The organism is Bradyrhizobium sp. HKCCYLS20291, assembly GCF_051167715.1.
Classification (GTDB): Bacteria; Pseudomonadota; Alphaproteobacteria; order Rhizobiales; family Xanthobacteraceae; genus Bradyrhizobium.
This window is the reverse complement of record NZ_JBNPTO010000015.1, coordinates 94,837-111,085: the sequence shown is the minus strand read 5'-3', so window position 1 is coordinate 111,085 and position 16,249 is coordinate 94,837. Positions and strand designations below refer to the sequence as shown.

The following is a 16,249-nucleotide window of genomic DNA, read 5'->3' as shown; positions in this document are numbered from 1 at the left end:
GCTTTTTTGTTTTCAGCGGGAGGCCTCTGCAGCGCGATCGAGAGGCCGTCACCTCGAGGCGCGCGCGATCGGCGCGACGCCGAAGTTCGGTAGTTCAACAAGGCCCAAAACGAAAAAACGCGAGCCCAGGGCCCGCGTTTTCAGAGTTCTACAATCGAAGTGGCAGATCAGCGCGGCGCACCGGGGCGAGGGCCACCAGCGCCCGGACCACGACCAGCGCCGCCACGGTCACCACCTGCGCCAGCGCCGAACACCGGCTTCGGCTTCATCGGCAGCAGACCTTCACGCTGCAGCTTCTTGCGGGCCAGCTTGCGCGCACGGCGCACGGCTTCGGCCTTCTCGCGGGCTTTCTTCTCAGAGGGCTTCTCGTAATGGCCGCGGAGCTTCATCTCGCGGAAAATGCCCTCGCGCTGCATCTTCTTCTTGAGCGCCTTGAGGGCTTGATCGACATTGTTATCGCGAACGAGAACCTGCACGCGGCATCCTCTTTCTCAGTCTATCGGTTTGAAATCTGGTGAAAGCCAGGGCTGGCAGAAGGCCGCGCCCTTAACCTTGAGGGCGCCCGTGTATCAGACAACACCAGGGCTGTCCACCCGGTGCCGGGCTTTGGCTGAAAGATTAACGCTCAGGACCGCGGTTTTTTGGCCGGCGCAGACGGGGCGACCAGGGTTACATGACCCATTTTGCGGCCCGGGCGAGCGGCGCCCTTGCCGTAGAGATGGACGGTCGCGCCGGGAACCGTGAGCCATTGCTCGTAGCTGTCGATCTCGTCCCCGATCAGGTTGGTCATGGTGACGTCGCCGTGCCGCACCGGCTTGCCGAGCGGCCAGCCCGCGATCGCTCTGATGTGCTGCTCGAACTGCGAAATCGACGCCCCATCGAGCGTCCAGTGACCGGAATTGTGGACGCGGGGAGCGATCTCGTTGACCAGAACGCCCGGAGTGGGGCCGCCCGACACCACGAACATTTCGACCGCGAGCACCCCGACATAGTCCAATGCGGTCGCGATCCGGCTCGCGATGTCGCGGGCCTCGTCGGCGAGGGCATCCGGAATGGCGGCCGGCGCGCGTGACACTTTGAGGATGTGATCGCGATGCTCGTTCTCGGTCACGTCGAAACACTCGACCTGACCATCGGCAGCCCGCGCCGCAACGACCGAGATCTCGCGCTCGAACGGCACGAAAGCCTCGAGAATGGCGGACTTGGTGCCGAGCTCGGCCCAGACCCGCTCGAGGTTGTCGCCCTGCTGGATCTTGACCTGGCCCTTGCCGTCATAGCCGAAGCGGCGGGTTTTCAGCACGGCCGGCAAGCCGATCCGCAGGATCGCCTCCCGCAGCGTTCCGACCGAGGAGACGTCGGCGTAGTTGGCGGTGCGGATGCCGAGCGAGGTGACGAAATCCTTCTCGGTCAGGCGGTCCTGGGTGGTCTCGAGCGACGACCGGCTCGGCAACACCGGACGGCGCGCGCCCAGCACGAGGGCGGCAGCGGAGGGGACGTTCTCGAACTCGTAGGTGACGACATCGACGTCGTTGGCAAACAGCTCCAGCGCCTCCACGTCGGCATATTCGGCGCAGGTCGCGTGCAGGACGACGTCGAAGGCCGGTGAGTCCGGGTCGGGCGAGAACACCTGGCAGCGCAGCCCGAGCCGGGCCGCGGCCAGCGCCAGCATGCGGCCGAGCTGGCCGCCGCCGAGAATGCCGATGGTGTCGCCGGGCTTGAGCTTGACCCGATTGGACCCGGTCACGCCGTGCCCTCCGGACGTTCGGCGATTGCGTTGGTCTGGGCCTGTCGCCACGCCGCGAGGCGGCTGGCCAGCGCCGGATCTGACAGCGCCAGCACGCTGGCAGCCAGCAGCGCCGCGTTGATCGCGCCGGACCTGCCGATGGCGAGGGTTCCCACCGGAATGCCGGCCGGCATCTGCACGATGGAATAGAGCGAGTCGATTCCCGACAGGGCCTTGGATTCGACGGGAACGCCGAATACGGGCAGTTCTGTCAGGGATGCCGTCATGCCGGGCAAATGGGCGGCGCCGCCGGCACCGGCGATCACGACCTTGTAGCCGGCAGCCTTGGCGCCCTTGGCAAACGCGTACAGCCGGTCCGGGGTGCGATGCGCGGAGACGATGCGGGCGTCATAGTTCACGCCCAGGGCATCGAGTGTCTCGGCGGCGTTGCGCATGGTATCCCAGTCGGACTGGCTTCCCATGATGATGGCGATCGGGGCGGTCATGAACTCAATTCGTCTCGGGAATCCAGAAGCATGGGCCGGAGTATAGGATCGGTCCCGACAGCGGCAAACCATGGCATGGAGGTCTAAATGGACTATCCTGACTTGGTTTGGCCCGGCAAGCCAAAATGACGGCGGGGGTGAGGGGTGGGATGAAAAAGAAGCGCATGAAGATGGCCGCGTCAGCCGGCCGGCGCCGATCCCGCTACCACCGCAAGGGACCACTGGGACGGCGTGCGCCGGGCCCGGGTTCGGCGCCGGCCGGCGCGCGGCAGGCCATCCGGCGCCTCAAGGCCGAGCTCGCCATCGCGCACGTCCGGATCGAGGAACTGTCGGCGACCGCCGAGCGCGATTTCCTGCTCGACATCTTCAACCGACGCGGCTTCGCCCGCGAGCTGCACCGTTCGATCGCGTTCATCAAACGCTACGACGCGACCGGCGCCCTGGTCGTCCTCGACGTCGATCGTCTCAAGCCGATCAACGACACCTTCGGGCATGCCGCAGGTGACGAGGTGCTCAAGGCGGTCGCGCGCGTTCTCGCTGAGGAGGTTCGGTTGTCCGATGTGATCGGACGGTTGGGCGGCGACGAGTTCGGTGTGCTGCTCTGGCACCTCAGCGACACCGATGCACGCGTCAAGGCTGCCGCACTGGAGGAAGCGATCGATCGCCTGAGCTTCACGTTTGGTGGCCAGACGGTCCGCGCCGGTGCATCTGCCGGAGTGGCCTTGCTGGACAAGCGCGTCAATCCCGTGCGCGCCTTGGAGGAAGCCGACCGTGCGATGTACATCCGCAAGGCGCAGCGAAGGAGCGAGTTTCGTTTTCCGACCCACGGCAGCTGACAGCGCATCGAGCGCCACAGTTCGCGGTCGTCCAGGCAAGCCGATCCGAACTGCGATTCACACAAACTATCGTCGCTGGCGACATGAGAGAGATCGAGCGTCTCACACCCCCCACTCAGCACCTGCACGCGATCACAGCTGGCCGAGATCGTCTGGCAATTGGCCGAACTTGTGCAGCAGCCGAGCGTCGTTGAACTCGCCCATCAACGGATCTCCGCTGCGGCTGAAGGCGACTGCGCCGATGTTGTCGGGCAGCCGCGACATCGCCTCGGCACGGCGCAGCGCGGTCGCAGAACTCTGGCACTCCTCTGCCGCGCCCGCGATCAACTCCCCAGATTCGTCCCGCTTGAACGCCATCGCAACGTAGTAGGTGACGTCAGGCATGCGCGCTCCTCCTGTGGCGGCGCGGAGTTGCAACTGCAGGATCGCCTCCGCCGGGGTGTCCTCAGGCCGCGCTGCTCTGCGCCTCGTTCGGCATGCAGCCGCACGAGACGGCCATGCGCAACTCCTGCAGTTCCAATTCGAGATATTCGTTGGCCATGATCAGCGCCTTGATGGTGGAGCGCAGATTGCCGTCGCACATCGCAATGGCCTGATCGCAGGCCTGTTCGTACAAGCGGTCTTGCGGAGAGAACGAGGCAGACATCAGAACCATCCTTGCCTGGTTTGCGGGACTGAGATGGCTGAATGTTCTCTTTTTGTTCCTGATATGTCAAGTCGCGTTCGAGCCATCCACGCGCATTTCACGGTTTGCAAACGCAATGGTCAAAACCGCTGACGCTCTTTGTCAGGCGATGATGTCGGGGGTGATCTGATCTTCGATGAAGGCGATGCGGTCGCGGAGGGACAGTTTGCGCTTCTTCAGCCGTTGCAGCCGCAACAAATCGGGAGCGGGCGATTGATGCAAAGCGTCAATCGCCGCGTCGAGGTCGCGGTGCTCCTGCTGCAGGCGTGCGAGTTCAGCCTGCAGTTCGCGCTCGTCTTGGTCAGCCATGATCTATGATAGCAAAAAAGCGGAGAGAAGTGGAAAGGCTTGCGGCGGGAGGTCGCAAATATTGCGCTTGCGAACCTCGAGCGCAAGCCGAGAAGCATTGATCCGCGCGGCTGTCCCGTGAATTTCAAGTTTGCATCGGTTTTAGATTCGTCCGCTTCTGCTCACGCTTCATTACACACCGTGCTCAAATTTGCATGTGCGGTCTTTTGGCCCCATCGACAGGTCAAGCCACTCGTGTACACTTGCCATCCCTGGTCGAATCTCAGGTTCACCTACCGAGGAGGTTTCGAATGGCCCTTCAGGCGCATCTCGTTGAACTGGAGCGTAAGCATAAAGTTCTTGAAAACGAATTGCATGAAGCTCTCGTGCATCCGTCGACTGACGACCTGCGTATTGCCGAGTTGAAGCGCCGTAAGCTGATGGTGAAGGACGAGATCGAGCGCTTGAGACAAGTCACGAGCGAAACAATTCACTGAATGTTTATCGGACGAGGTCCTGCATCTCTGTCGACACGATCCTACCAACAAGCCGGATGAGCGCTCGCGCTGGGATGGCATGACAAGCCCATCCCAGCCCCCGCGTTGAACTAAGTCTTTGCGTCGCTGGAGGTCTGGACCGTGGCCGTCAGCTCGCTGTGAGGTCGCCGACATGCTGTGCGATCGCAAGCGACGACGTTAGTCCGGGCGATTCAATTCCGAACAAATTGATCAATCCGGTCACGCCGTGATCGCGTGGACCCTGGATCACGAAGTCCTGTGAGGCCACTTCCGGAGGTACGATCTTCGGCCGGATGCCTGAGTAGCTCGGCATCAACGCACCATCGGGCAACGTCGGCCAATATTTGCGGATCGCCGGATAGAAGCGTGCGGCGCGGCCGGGATCGACCGCATAGTCGATGTGATCGATCCACTCGACGTCCGGGCCGAAGCGGGCTTGGCCTGCCATATCGAGCGTGAGATGGACGCCGAGGCCGCCGGGCTCCGGCACGGGATAGATCAGCCGTGCAAACGGCGCCTTGGCGCTGCAGCTGAAGTAGTTGCCCTTGGCGAGATAAGCGGTCGGCACCAACTGCGGCGGCATGCCGTCGATCAGGCGGGCCACCGCCGGCGCATTCAGGCCGGCGGCATTGACCAGCAGCTGGCAGGAGAGCGTCATCGGCTGGTCGCCGCCGGCGTCGACCTCGATCGCGCCGCCGGCGGCCTTGGCCCGCAGCAGGGGGGTGTGGAACGCGAAGGCGCCGCCGGCGTCCTCGATCTCGCCGCGCAGCGACAGCATGTAGGCATGGCTGTCGAGGATCCCGGTGGACGCTGACAGCAGCGCGGCCTCGCAGGCCAGGGCTGGCTCCATGGCCCGCGCCTCGGCGCCGGACAACAGTCGCATGCCCTCGACGCCGTTCGCCTCGGCATGAGCGCGAATTCCTTGCAGCTTGTCGGTCTCGGCCGGATTGGTCGCGACGATCAGCTTGCCGCAATTGCGATAGGGCACGCCGTGCTCGTCACAGTAGCGGTATAATAGGCGTTTGCCGCTGACGCAGAACCGGGCCATCAGGCTGCCGGCCTTGTAATAGATACCGGCATGGATGACTTCGCTGTTGCGCGACGAGGTGACGGTGCCGATGTCCTCGGCCGCCTCCAGGACGATCACTTCGCGTCCCGCTGTAGCCAGCTGGCGGGCCACGGCCAGTCCGACCACGCCCGCGCCGACGACGACGCAATCCACTTTATCCATGCGCAATCCTGAAACAATTTGGAGAAGCCATCGCTCGTTACAATCCCTGGTGGGCGGAACCGAGGCCTACAGCATGCCACCGCTTAGCAAAGCGTTCATCATAGGCAATCATTGACGGATTTTGCTTTGCGTTTTGCGCAATTTGCGGAACCCGTTTACCCGATCCCAACATGTGCAGGCCAGACAATACCCTCGAATACCGCGGGTGATTGATGGCTGGCAACAAATGGCAGACGAGCGGCAGAAACGCGTTTTCTGCACGGGTCGTTGCGGCCTCGATGGTCACCGCGGCCTTGCTGTCGGCGGGGTCGACGCGGGCCTGGGCCGCCACCTGGGTCGCCATGGGCGATGTCTCGTCGTCCGGCGATCTCGGCGCCGTTGAGGCCGACGTGCTGTGGAAGGTGCTGATCGCGGGCGTCGTGGTCTGCGCCTTTCTGGCGTCGGTCGTGATCTGGATCCTCTCGGCCTTGCGGCGCGCCAAGCGCGCCCAGTTGCGGCGCAACGCCTTCATCAGCTCCGCGCTGAACAATCTCAGCCAGGGGGTGATGCTCACCGGCCCCTCCAACCGCGTCATTTTCTACAACCAGCGCCTGCTCGAGATCTACGGCATGACCCGGGCCGACATTCCGCCCGGCTGCACCGGGCGGGATCTGGTCGAGCTGCAGCGTCAGCGCGGCCTGCTGAAACTGACGGTCGAGGAGTACGCGCGGCAGGCGCAGGAGCCGGATGGCTGCCTGATCGAGCTGGCCAACGGGCGTACCGTGCGCGCCCAGATCATCCGTCTGCCGACCGGCGGCTCGATCGGCATCCACGAGGACTGCACGGCGCAGCATCGGCTCGAGCGCGAGCTCGCCTCGACCAAACAGTTCCTGGAATCGGTGGTCGACCAGGTTCCGGTCTGCGTCGCGGCCAAGAACATCGAGGATGGCCGCTACATCTTCGCCAACCGGGCGTTCGAGCAGTTCGCGCAGATGCCGCGCGAGCGGATCATCGGCAAGCGCCCGAGCGACCTGTTCGGCGACGAGACCGCCGCCGATATCAGGGCCGCCGATCAGGAAGCGATACTGACGCCCGGCACCACCTGTCGCAGCGAGCTGGCGGTCCAGCGCGGCGACGAGAAGCGCATCCTGGAGGCCCACCGGGTCGTCGCGCGCAACGACAAGAATGAGCCGCAGTTCCTCATCGCGGTGTTCGACGATGCGACCGAGCGGCGATCGCTCGGTCTTGAGCTCGAGAACACCAAAAGGTTCCTGGAGCTCGTCGTCGACAACATCCCGGTGTCCCTGATCGTCGAAAGTGCCAAGGACGGCCGTTATCTGCTCGCCAACCGCAGCGCCGAGATCATCCTCAATCGCAAGCGCGAGGATGCGACCGGCTTGACCGCAGCCGACATCTTCAATCCGCGCGAGGCTCGGCTGATCATGGCGCGCGACGAGGCCGCCATCAGGAAGCGCAGCCTGATGACGGAGGAGCATCCGATCTCGACCAAGGACGGCCTGCGGCTGTTCCTGACCCGGCGCGTGACGGTGCTCGGCGATGCGGGCGATCCGCAATATCTGATCAAGACCTACGAGGATGTCACGGACCGGCGCCAGACCGAATCGCGGATGGCGCATATGGCCTATCACGACGGCCTGACCGATCTGCCGAACCGTGCCGCCTTCCTGCAGGCGCTGAGCCAGATGATCGACGCTTGCCGGGACACCGACGAAGAGTTCGCGGTGCTGAACATCGACCTGAAGGGCCTGAAGGACGTCAACGACGTCTTCGGCCACGCCATCGGCGACAAGCTCCTGATCGAGGTGGCCCGTCGCGTGCACCACATCTCCCGCGGTGGCGTGGTGGCGCGTCTGTCCGGCGACGAGTTCGGGCTGATCATCGACGGCAAACAGCCGGAGGCGGGCCGGGCGCTCGCCGAACAGCTCGCGACAGCCATCGCCGTCGACTTCCAGATCGACGGCAAGTCGATCCGCACCGCGCTCACCACCGGCATCTCGGTATTCCCGCACAACGGTTCGGATCCCGCGTCGCTGCTGGCCAATGCCGGCGCCGCGCTGTTCCGCGCCAAGGCCAAGTCGCGCGGCAGCATCACCTTCTACGAACCGGAGATGGACCAGCAGATCCGCGACCGCCGCGTTCTGCACCAGGAGCTATCGGTTGCCATCAAGCATGGCGAGCTGTCGCTGTACTTCCAGCCGCAGGCCAGCTCGGGCCGCACCGTCGACTCCAGCGAGATCATCGGCTTCGAAGCGCTGGCGCGCTGGCAGCATCCGGTGCGCGGCTTCGTGCCGCCCTGCGACTTCATTCCGCTTGCGGAAGAGAGTGGGCTGATCGTCGAGATGGGCGAGTGGATCCTTCGCGAGGCCTGCCGCGAGGCCGCGTCCTGGCCGAAGCCGCTGCAGGTCGCGGTCAACCTGTCGCCCGCCCAGTTCGTTCACGGCGATCTGGTTGCTCTGGTGCATTCGATCCTGCTCGAGACCGGCCTGTCGCCGGGACGGCTCGAGCTCGAGATCACCGAGGGCGTGCTGATCGAGGATTTCGATCGCGGCGTCTCGCTGCTGCGCCGCCTGAAGGCGCTCGGCGTCCGCGTCTCGATGGACGATTTCGGCAGCGGCTACTCGTCGCTGAGCTATTTGCAGGCCTTCCCGTTCGACAAGATCAAGATCGACCGCGCCTTTGTCATGAATCTCGGCCGCAATCCGCAATCGGCAGCGATCATTCGTGCGGTGATCGGTCTGGGGCACGGCATGAACATGTCGATCGTCGCCGAAGGCGTCGAGACGCCGGAGCAACTCGGCTTCCTCGCCGAGCAGGGTTGCGATTCGGTTCAGGGCTATCTGCTCGGCAAGCCGTTGCCGATCGCCAAATATGACGGCGTCGTCGGCCGTGCGCATGACGACGTCGTGGAGTCCGTGCGCAAGACCGGCTGACCGTAGGATTGCGGTCAGAGGCTGCCGCGCAACAGCGCGAAATTATCCGCTGACTCACAGGCGCGGCGACTACGAGAATCATCGTTGCAGGTCTACGATCGTGCGTCCTGACACGCTCGAAGATTTGGGCAGCATGGCGGACTACGATCTCGCGATCATCGGTGGGGGTCTGAACGGCGTCAGCTTGGCGCGTGATGCGGCGGGCCGTGGCCTGCGTGTGATCCTGCTCGAGCAGGGCGACCTTGGTCACGCAGCCTCGTCGGCGACATCCCGGCTGGTGCACGGCGATCTCGCCGCGCTGGAGCGACGGAGCCTGTTGCGCGTGCGCAGATCGCTCAGCGAGCGCGACATCTGGCTCGGGATCGCGCCGCATCTGGTCCGTCCGATCCGCTTTGCGATCCCCGCCCACGCCAATGAGCGTCCGCATTGGCAGCTGCGGACCGGACTTTGGTTCTATGACCGGCTCGCAGCACGGCGGCGGCTGCCATCCGCGACGACGCTCGACGTGACGCATCATCCGATTGGCGACGCGCTGAAGCGTCCGATCGGCACGGCGTTCGAATACTCCGACTGCGTGGTCGACGACTGCCGCCTCGTGGTGGTGACCGCGCTCGATGCTGCCGAACGCGGCGCGGCCATCCGAACCGGCGCCCGCTGCATCCGTGCCGACCGTGACCGGATCTGGCGCCTCGCGATCATCGACCGCGGCCATCGCCGCATCGTCACAGCCGGCGCGCTCGCCAATGCCACGGGAGCCTGGAGTGTCTCGACCGCCGAGACCGTGCTGCGCCAGCCGCCGCTGCGCGTCACCGCAAGGCAGGTCAACCAGATCGTGGTGCCCAAGCTGTTCGATGTCGACGCCGTCTACGTGTTTCAGAATTCGGACGGGCGGCTGATCTTCGCCCAACCCTATGCCGGCGATTTCACGCTGATCGGAACCGTCGCTCACGGCTTCAATGGCGATCCGGCCGTGGTGACCATGCCGGCTGCCGACGTGACCTATCTGTGCAAGGCGGCGAACCGCTACTTCCGCTCGGACATCCAGCCGGCGGACGTCGTCAAGACCGTCTCCGGAGCCAACATGATGGTACTGCACGGACACGAGGGTGAGCGGCTCGAGTCCGTGATGAACCTCCAGGCCAGCCGCGGCAAGGCGCCGCTTCTGACCCTGTGCGGCGGCGACGTGACCACGGCCCGGCATCGCGCCGAGCAGGCCATCTCGGGGCTCGCCAGGTTCTTTCCGATGTCGCCGCGCTGGACCGCCGGGGCGCCGTTGCCGGGCGGCGATTTCGATGCCGAACGTTTCGAGGACGTCGTCGATGACTCGCGGGAGCGCTGGCGCTTCCTTGGCGAAGCCGAGGCGCGCCGTCTCGTCGGGGCTTACGGCACTAGGCTTGTTGAGATCCTCGGCGCGGCGAGGAGCCGTGCCGAACTTGGCCAAGCCTTCGGGCCGCAGCTCACCGCGGCGGAGGTCCGCTACCTCATGACCAAGGAATGGGCGCGGTTTCCGGAGGACGTGTTGTGGCGGAGGACCAAGCTCGGCCTGAGCGTTTCCGCCGCCGACCGCGACGCCCTCGCCGCCTTCATGGCCGCCGCGACCTCTGCTGCGAGCCCATCGGTCCCGCGCGATGGGGACGGGGATAGCCGGCCGCGTGCGGTTGAGCTGCAGTCGATCGGCGGCTAGCTTGCCCTGCGCCGCGCCGTTGGGAGCCGGCAGGGTGACCAGACCGGACCATGGCCGACGATATCGCGACCCCAGAGCCTGCCGCCGAGCCGGCGCCCTCACCATCACCGGAGCCGCGTCCCGATCCCTTGCCGCCGATCCTGCGGATCGAGAACGTCGTCAAGGCGTTCGGCAGCTTCCGCGCCGTCGACGGCGTTTCGCTCGACATCCGCGCCGGCGAATTCTTTGCGCTGCTCGGCCCGAGCGGCTGCGGCAAGACCACGCTGTTGCGCATGCTGGCCGGGTTCGAGACGCCGGACGAGGGGCGCATCCTGCTCTCGGGCGAGGACATCGCCCAGGTGCTGCCGCACGAGCGGCCGGTCAACATAATGTTCCAGAACTACGCGCTGTTCCCGCATCTGAACGTGCGCGACAACATCGCCTTCGGATTGAAGCGTGCCGGCATGGCGCGCGCCGAGATCGCCACGCGCGTGGCCGAGATGGTGGCGCTGGTCCGCCTCGAGGGGTTGGAGAAGCGCAAGCCCGATCAGCTCTCCGGTGGCCAGAAGCAACGCGTCGCGCTGGCGCGCTCGCTGGCGCGGCGTCCGCAGGTGCTGCTGCTCGACGAGCCGATGGCAGCCCTCGACAAGAAGCTGCGTGAGAGCACACAGTTCGAACTGATGGAACTGCAGCGCAAGCTCGGCATGACCTTCATCATCGTCACCCACGACCAGGAGGAGGCGATGACGGTGGCGAGCCGGATCGGCGTGATGAATGCCGGCAAGCTCGAGCAGGTGGCCGTGCCGCGCCGGCTCTATGAGGAGCCCGCCTCGCGCTGGGTCGCGGAGTTCGTCGGCGACATCAATCTGTTCGAGGGCGAGGTGACGGCGCGGGAGCCGCTGCGGCTGCGGGTCGCGACCTCCACCGCGGGTGAACTGGTCGCGGCGCAGCCGGTGACTCCGGTCACGGAGAGCAAGGTGGCCGTCGCGATCCGCCCTGAAAAGATCCGCCTGGCATTGCGTCGGCCGGCAGGCGATGCTGCCACGATCAATTGCGTCGAAGGCGCCATCACCGATGCGAGCTATCTCGGCGGCAAGACCGTCTACAAGATCAAGCTCGATGGCGGCGCCGTGCTGCATGCCTCCCAGGCCAACACCGCACGCCTCGATGCCGACGGCTATGGCATGAACCAGCGCGTCGTGGCCTGGTTCACGCCGGACGATTGCGTGGTGCTGGAGCGATGAGCGCGCGCCGCATCTTCTCGCGACCGGCACGCTTCGCGGCGATCGCGCCCTATGTCTGGATGGTGCTGTTCTTCCTGGTGCCGTTCGCCTTCGTCGCCAAGATCAGCCTGTCGCAGACCGCGATCGCGCAGCCGCCCTATACGCCGATGTTCTCGCTGACGGACGGGGTGTCGTCGCTACGCGATGCCTTCTCGGCGCTGTCGCTGGACAATTTCCGGCTGCTGCTGTCGGACGATCTGTATCTCGCCTCGTACCTGCGCAGCGTCGTCGTCGCATTGACGTCGACGGCGATCCTGCTCCTGATCGGTTACCCCATCGCCTATGGCATGGCGCGGCTGCCGCGGCGCTGGCAGGGCATCGCGATGATACTGGTCATCGTGCCGTTCTGGACCTCGTTCCTGATCCGCATCTATGCCTGGGTGAACATCCTGCAGCATGACGGGCTCCTGAACCAGATCCTGCTCGCGCTGCATCTGGTGTCGACGCCGGTGGTGTGGCTGTCGACCGACAGCGCGATGTATGTTGGTATCGTCTACTCCTATCTGCCGTTCATGATCCTGCCGCTGTTCGCAACCTTGACGAAACTGGAGCCGGCGCTGGAGGAGGCGGCCGCCGATCTCGGCGCGGCGCCGCGCGAGATCTTCTGGCTGGTGACGTTCCCGCTGTCGCTGCCCGGCGTCGGTGCCGGCGCGCTGTTGTGTTTCATCCCGATCGTCGGCGAGTTCGTCATTCCCGACCTGCTCGCGGGCTCCAAATCGCTGATGATCGGCCAGACCCTGTGGCTGGAGTTCTTCACCAACAAGGACTGGCCGGTGGCCTCGAGCATCGCAGTCGTGCTGCTTGCAGTGCTGCTGCTGCCACTGCTGCTCTACGACCGCCTGCAGCGCCGGCAGCTGGAGGAGGGCCGGTGATGGCGGCAAAGCCGACGCGCCTGTCGCGCTTCAACGTCGCCTCGCTGACGCTCGGGCTGGCATTTCTCTATCTGCCGATCCTGATCCTGGTGATCTACTCCTTCAACGCCTCGCGGCTGGTGACGGTGTGGGGCGGCTGGTCGCTGCGCTGGTATTACGAGTTCTTCAACGACATCGCGATGATCGATGCGGCCTGGATGAGCCTGCGGGTCGGCGCCACGTCGGCCACGGTGGCGACGGTGCTCGGCACGCTCGCCGCCGTGGCGCTGTCGCGCGGACAGGGTTTTCGCGGTCGCATGCTGTTCTCCGGCATGCTGTATGCGCCGCTGGTCATGCCCGAGGTGATCACCGGCCTGTCGCTCCTCCTGCTGTTTGTGGCGCTGGACGCCGAGCGCGGCTTCTGGACGGTGACGATCGCGCATACCACGCTGACGATGTGCTTCGTCGCCGTGGTCGTGCAGTCGCGGCTGGTGTCGCTCGACCGCAGCCTGGAGGAGGCGGCCATGGACCTCGGCTGTGATCCGCTGCGCGCCTTCGTGATGGTCACGCTGCCGCTGATCGCGCCCGCCGTGGTCGCCGGCTGGATGCTGGCGTTCACGCTGTCGCTCGACGATCTCGTGATCGCGAGCTTCACCACCGGGCCGGGCTCGGCGACCTTGCCGATCCGGATCTATTCGGAGGTGCGGTTGGGCGTGAAACCCGAGATCAACGCGATCTGCACGCTGGTCATCGGGCTGATCGCCATGGTGATCGTGGTGGCGTCGCTGGCCTCGAAACTGTCGAGCGACCGCGGCGAGAGCGCCGCCCCGCTGTAGCGGCCGTCATTGCGAGCGCAGCGAAGCAATCCAGGGCCCAGCAAGGACTCTGGATTGCTTCGCTGCGCTCGCAATGACGGAGAATGTCGTGGCAGCGTCACTCAACAGCGAACAGCTGTAACGCGGCGGCCACGACCAAGCGATGCACCGCGCCGCGATCGACCGAGGGCGGATCGACGCAGCATGCAGGATCAGAGTTGCGGCCGAGGTCGGTGCTCTCGGGCAGGAAGACGTAGTGGCCGGCATCGGCGGCGACGATGTCGAATATGCTGCCGTTCAGCCGCTCATGCAGCCAGCGAGCGGCCGGCAGCAGTGCATCGGCCCCGCCGACCATGATCCGCGTCGGCACGCGGATCGCGGCCACGCTCTCCTCGGAGAATCCCTGCACGGAACGTCCCGGCGCCAGCAGCAGCGCCGCCTTGATGCGCGGGTCGTGATAGGAGTCCGACATGCGCGCCCAGGAGTCGCGGAAGACCTGGCTCTCCTCCATCAGCCGCGGCAGATGATCGACGAGGTCGGGAAACTCGCGCGGTCCGCGGCCGAGATTGGCGCCGGGCGCGAATGGCGAGCGGATCATGATGGCGCCGAGCAGCGAGGTGACCGTGACGCCGCCCAGCGAATAGCCGACCGCGAAGAGGCTGTTGGCGTCGATGCGGCCGGCGAAGACGGGATCAGCCAGGACGTGGTCGATCAGCAGCGAGATGTCGCGCGGCCGCTCCCACGAACACAGGAAGCCCTCGGCCCGATACGGCGCGGCATTGTTGTTGCCGTGATGGTTGACGCCGACCGCGATGAAGCCGCGGGCTGCCAGCTCCCGCGCCAGCCATTCGACCTGCAGGCCATTGCAGCCCGTGCCGTGCGAGTAGACCACGAGCGGATAGGGCCCGTCGGCGGCGAGCGGCGCGTCCAGCGCCGCGGTTCCAGCCTTGAACCATCCTTGCGGCCATGGGGCGAGCGGAAGCGCTGCTTCGGTCGCGTCATCTGCGGCCGGGTACCAGGCGAACCAGTCGATCGGCCGCGGCCCGTCGCCATCCCAGTTCGGCCGCGAGGCATCCTCGATGCGGCCCTGGCGGAATCCGACGCGCATCACTCCGTCACGACTTCACGGCGCCTGCGGTGAGGCCGCCCACCATGTAGCGCTTGAAGGCGTAATAGACGGCGGCCGGCGGCAGCGCGTAGATGAAGCCGGTGGTCATCAGGAGCTCCCACGGCGAATCGTCGGCAGCCAGGAAGTTGCCGAGCGCCACCGGCAGGGTGATCGCCTTGTCGTTCGACAGCAGCAGGAACGCATAGAGATATTCGTTCCAGGCCAGCAGCACGGCATAGGTGCCGATCGCGACCAGGGACGGCATCATCAGCGGCACGTAGACGAGGCGGAAGATCTGCAGCGGGCTCGCGCCATCCATCACGGCCGCTTCATCCAGCTCGACCGGGAGCTTGTCGGAAGCCTGCTTCAGCACCCAGATCGCGTAGGGCGAGGCGATCGTGACCATCGCCAGGATCAGCGACCAGTCGTTGTTGAGGAGGCCGTATTTGCCCATGGTGCGATACATCGGCACCGCGAGGAACGCCGCCGGGATGAAATAGGTGAACAGCGCGAGGTTCATCACCGCGCGGCTGCCCGGCACGCGCAGCCGCGAGATCGCATAGGCGGCGCAGGTCGCGATGATCAGCGTCAGCGCGCCGACGGCCACGGCGATCACCACGGAGTTGCCGAACTGCACCCAGAAGTCGCGCAGGAAGTAATGCTGCTGGTTGAAGACGATCCGGAAGTTGTTCAGGGTCGGATGGTCCGGCCACAGCTTGCCCGAGAACGCGTCCTCCTTGGGCGAGATCGCGAACAGGAACATGTGATAGATCGGGATCATCGTCCAGATGAAGACGGGAATGCCGATCAGCAGCAGCCGGGCCTCGGTGCCGACCTCGCGGAGGGTAGGAAGCTTCATCGCGACAACCGCTTCATCATGAAATAGACCAGGGGGAGCACCAGCGGCATCGCGCAGACGATAGAGGCCATCGCCAGGCTGAGCTGATCGAGCCGGAGATAGCGGATGCCGAGCGTCGACAGCACGTGGGTGAGATCCGCCGGGCCGCCGCCGGTCAAGAGATACACGCTGTTGAAGTCGCCGAGCGTCCAGATCATCGAGAGCAGCGTGCAGGTGATGTAGAGCGTCTGCATCGACGGCCAGGTGATGTAGCGGAACTTCTGCATCCAGGTGGCGCCGTCGACCTCGGCGGCCTCGAACAGGTCTTGCGAGATCGCGAGCCGCCCGGTCATCAGGATCAGGGTCCAGAACGGCAGCGACTTCCAGATGTGCATGCCGATGGCCATGCTCAGTGCGACGCTTGGATTGTTCAGCCAGTTCGGACCGTCATCCCCGGTGAACTTGAAGATCAGCTGGTTCACCACGCCCCATTCGGGATTGAACATGAAGCGCACCGACAGGATGGTCGGGATCGACGGCACGGCCCAGGGCAGGATGAAGATGACCGACAGCCATTTGATCCAGCCGCGCTGCTGCACGAAGAAGCCGGACAAAAACAGTGCGATCAGCATCTTCAGATTGATGCCGACGAGCAGGAAGATCAACGTGTTAACGGCGGCGCGCGCAAAGATCGGGTCGTTGAACAGCGCGACATAGCTCGCCGGGTCGCGCGCCAGCCACAGGCCGTAGCCGACGGGATAGACGACGAAGGCGAGGAAGACGAGCAGGTAGGGCGCCAGCATGACGATGCCCCACACCTGCGGCGGCGTGAGCCGCGCCGGCCTTGGTGCTTCCGCGATCGCGGAATCGGAAGCTGAGAGCGTGATCGCCATGGGTGTCTCTTTTCGGTCGTCTGTTCCCGCCGATAGCCAAACCGGCCGCATGTTCTGCGGCCGGGACTTAGTCGTTGTCGG

Annotated in this window: 18 protein-coding genes; 7 read left to right on the top strand and 11 right to left on the bottom strand. The window is 65.2% G+C overall.

The annotated features are described in order from the left end of the window. Window positions 1-167: 167 nt before the first annotated feature. The 3 genes from rpsU to purE all read right to left on the bottom strand — a co-directional run bounded on the left by rpsU (window position 168) and on the right by purE (window position 2,229). Window positions 168-476, bottom strand: a complete 309-nt coding sequence (gene rpsU, locus ACQR07_RS27730) for a 30S ribosomal protein S21 (protein WP_434865782.1) — start codon at window positions 474-476, stop codon at window positions 168-170. 149 nt (window positions 477-625) lie between these two features. Continuing rightward, the gene (locus tag ACQR07_RS27725) at window positions 626-1,744 is read right to left on the bottom strand and encodes a 5-(carboxyamino)imidazole ribonucleotide synthase (protein ID WP_434905274.1); all 1,119 of its coding nucleotides are present in this window, start codon (window positions 1,742-1,744) and stop codon (window positions 626-628) included. After that, the gene (gene purE / locus ACQR07_RS27720; protein WP_434905273.1) at window positions 1,741-2,229 is read right to left on the bottom strand and encodes a 5-(carboxyamino)imidazole ribonucleotide mutase; all 489 of its coding nucleotides are present in this window, start codon (window positions 2,227-2,229) and stop codon (window positions 1,741-1,743) included. The genes ACQR07_RS27725 and purE overlap by 4 nt, the downstream gene beginning before the upstream one ends. Before the next feature lie 149 nt (window positions 2,230-2,378). On the opposite strand from purE, the gene ACQR07_RS27715 reads away from it, so the two are divergent. After that, a complete protein-coding gene (locus ACQR07_RS27715; protein WP_434905272.1) occupies window positions 2,379-3,065 on the top strand; it encodes a GGDEF domain-containing protein in 687 nt (228 codons plus the stop codon). A gap of 132 nt (window positions 3,066-3,197) precedes the next feature. Here ACQR07_RS27715 and ACQR07_RS27710 read toward each other — a convergent pair whose 3' ends face one another. From ACQR07_RS27710 to ACQR07_RS27700, 3 genes are all read right to left on the bottom strand, one after another. Next, a complete protein-coding gene (locus ACQR07_RS27710) occupies window positions 3,198-3,449 on the bottom strand; it encodes a hypothetical protein (RefSeq protein WP_434865786.1) in 252 nt (83 codons plus the stop codon). Between the two features lie 61 nt (window positions 3,450-3,510). Then, the gene (locus tag ACQR07_RS27705) at window positions 3,511-3,711 is read right to left on the bottom strand and encodes a hypothetical protein (protein ID WP_434865787.1); all 201 of its coding nucleotides are present in this window, start codon (window positions 3,709-3,711) and stop codon (window positions 3,511-3,513) included. Between the two features lie 141 nt (window positions 3,712-3,852). After that, window positions 3,853-4,059: a YdcH family protein gene (locus ACQR07_RS27700; RefSeq protein ID WP_041751032.1), complete on the bottom strand. Its 207-nt coding sequence runs from the start codon at window positions 4,057-4,059 to the stop codon at window positions 3,853-3,855. Between the two features lie 290 nt (window positions 4,060-4,349). Between ACQR07_RS27700 and ACQR07_RS27695 the strand changes: the two genes are divergently transcribed. After that, window positions 4,350-4,535, top strand: a complete 186-nt coding sequence (locus ACQR07_RS27695) for a YdcH family protein (RefSeq protein ID WP_434865788.1) — start codon at window positions 4,350-4,352, stop codon at window positions 4,533-4,535. Window positions 4,536-4,683: 148 nt separating this feature from the next. On the opposite strand, the gene ACQR07_RS27690 is transcribed toward ACQR07_RS27695, so the two are convergent. Both ACQR07_RS27690 and ACQR07_RS27685 read right to left on the bottom strand, forming a co-directional pair. After that, window positions 4,684-5,787 (bottom strand): NAD(P)/FAD-dependent oxidoreductase, encoded by a 1,104-nt coding sequence (locus tag ACQR07_RS27690; RefSeq protein WP_434905271.1) that lies wholly within the window; start codon window positions 5,785-5,787, stop codon window positions 4,684-4,686. Between the two features lie 37 nt (window positions 5,788-5,824). Then, complete coding sequence (locus ACQR07_RS27685; protein WP_434905270.1) at window positions 5,825-6,130, bottom strand: hypothetical protein; 306 nt, start codon at window positions 6,128-6,130, stop codon at window positions 5,825-5,827. Here ACQR07_RS27685 and ACQR07_RS27680 point away from each other — a divergent pair. The 5 genes from ACQR07_RS27680 to ACQR07_RS27660 all read left to right on the top strand — a co-directional run bounded on the left by ACQR07_RS27680 (window position 6,129) and on the right by ACQR07_RS27660 (window position 13,350). Then, on the top strand, window positions 6,129-8,717 hold the full coding sequence (locus tag ACQR07_RS27680) for a sensor domain-containing protein (protein WP_434905269.1): 2,589 nt from the start codon (window positions 6,129-6,131) through the stop codon (window positions 8,715-8,717). The two genes, ACQR07_RS27685 and ACQR07_RS27680, sit on opposite strands and share 2 nt — an antisense overlap. A gap of 133 nt (window positions 8,718-8,850) precedes the next feature. Continuing rightward, complete coding sequence (locus ACQR07_RS27675; RefSeq protein WP_434905268.1) at window positions 8,851-10,401, top strand: glycerol-3-phosphate dehydrogenase; 1,551 nt, start codon at window positions 8,851-8,853, stop codon at window positions 10,399-10,401. A 50-nt stretch (window positions 10,402-10,451) separates the two neighbouring features. After that, a complete protein-coding gene (locus ACQR07_RS27670; protein WP_434905267.1) occupies window positions 10,452-11,624 on the top strand; it encodes an ABC transporter ATP-binding protein in 1,173 nt (390 codons plus the stop codon). Continuing rightward, window positions 11,621-12,535, top strand: coding sequence for an ABC transporter permease (locus ACQR07_RS27665; protein WP_434905266.1), 915 nt, complete (start codon window positions 11,621-11,623; stop codon window positions 12,533-12,535). The genes ACQR07_RS27670 and ACQR07_RS27665 overlap by 4 nt, the downstream gene beginning before the upstream one ends. After that, window positions 12,535-13,350 (top strand): ABC transporter permease, encoded by an 816-nt coding sequence (locus ACQR07_RS27660; RefSeq protein WP_434905265.1) that lies wholly within the window; start codon window positions 12,535-12,537, stop codon window positions 13,348-13,350. The genes ACQR07_RS27665 and ACQR07_RS27660 overlap by 1 nt, the downstream gene beginning before the upstream one ends. 97 nt (window positions 13,351-13,447) lie before the next feature. On the opposite strand, the gene ACQR07_RS27655 is transcribed toward ACQR07_RS27660, so the two are convergent. The 3 genes from ACQR07_RS27655 to ACQR07_RS27645 are packed head-to-tail and all read right to left on the bottom strand — an operon-like array spanning window position 13,448 to window position 16,168. Next, window positions 13,448-14,437: an alpha/beta hydrolase family protein gene (locus ACQR07_RS27655; RefSeq protein ID WP_434905264.1), complete on the bottom strand. Its 990-nt coding sequence runs from the start codon at window positions 14,435-14,437 to the stop codon at window positions 13,448-13,450. Between the two features lie 7 nt (window positions 14,438-14,444). Then, window positions 14,445-15,296: a carbohydrate ABC transporter permease gene (locus ACQR07_RS27650; protein WP_434865797.1), complete on the bottom strand. Its 852-nt coding sequence runs from the start codon at window positions 15,294-15,296 to the stop codon at window positions 14,445-14,447. Next, window positions 15,293-16,168 (bottom strand): carbohydrate ABC transporter permease, encoded by an 876-nt coding sequence (locus tag ACQR07_RS27645; protein WP_434905263.1) that lies wholly within the window; start codon window positions 16,166-16,168, stop codon window positions 15,293-15,295. The genes ACQR07_RS27650 and ACQR07_RS27645 overlap by 4 nt, the downstream gene beginning before the upstream one ends. Window positions 16,169-16,249: the final 81 nt, after the last annotated feature.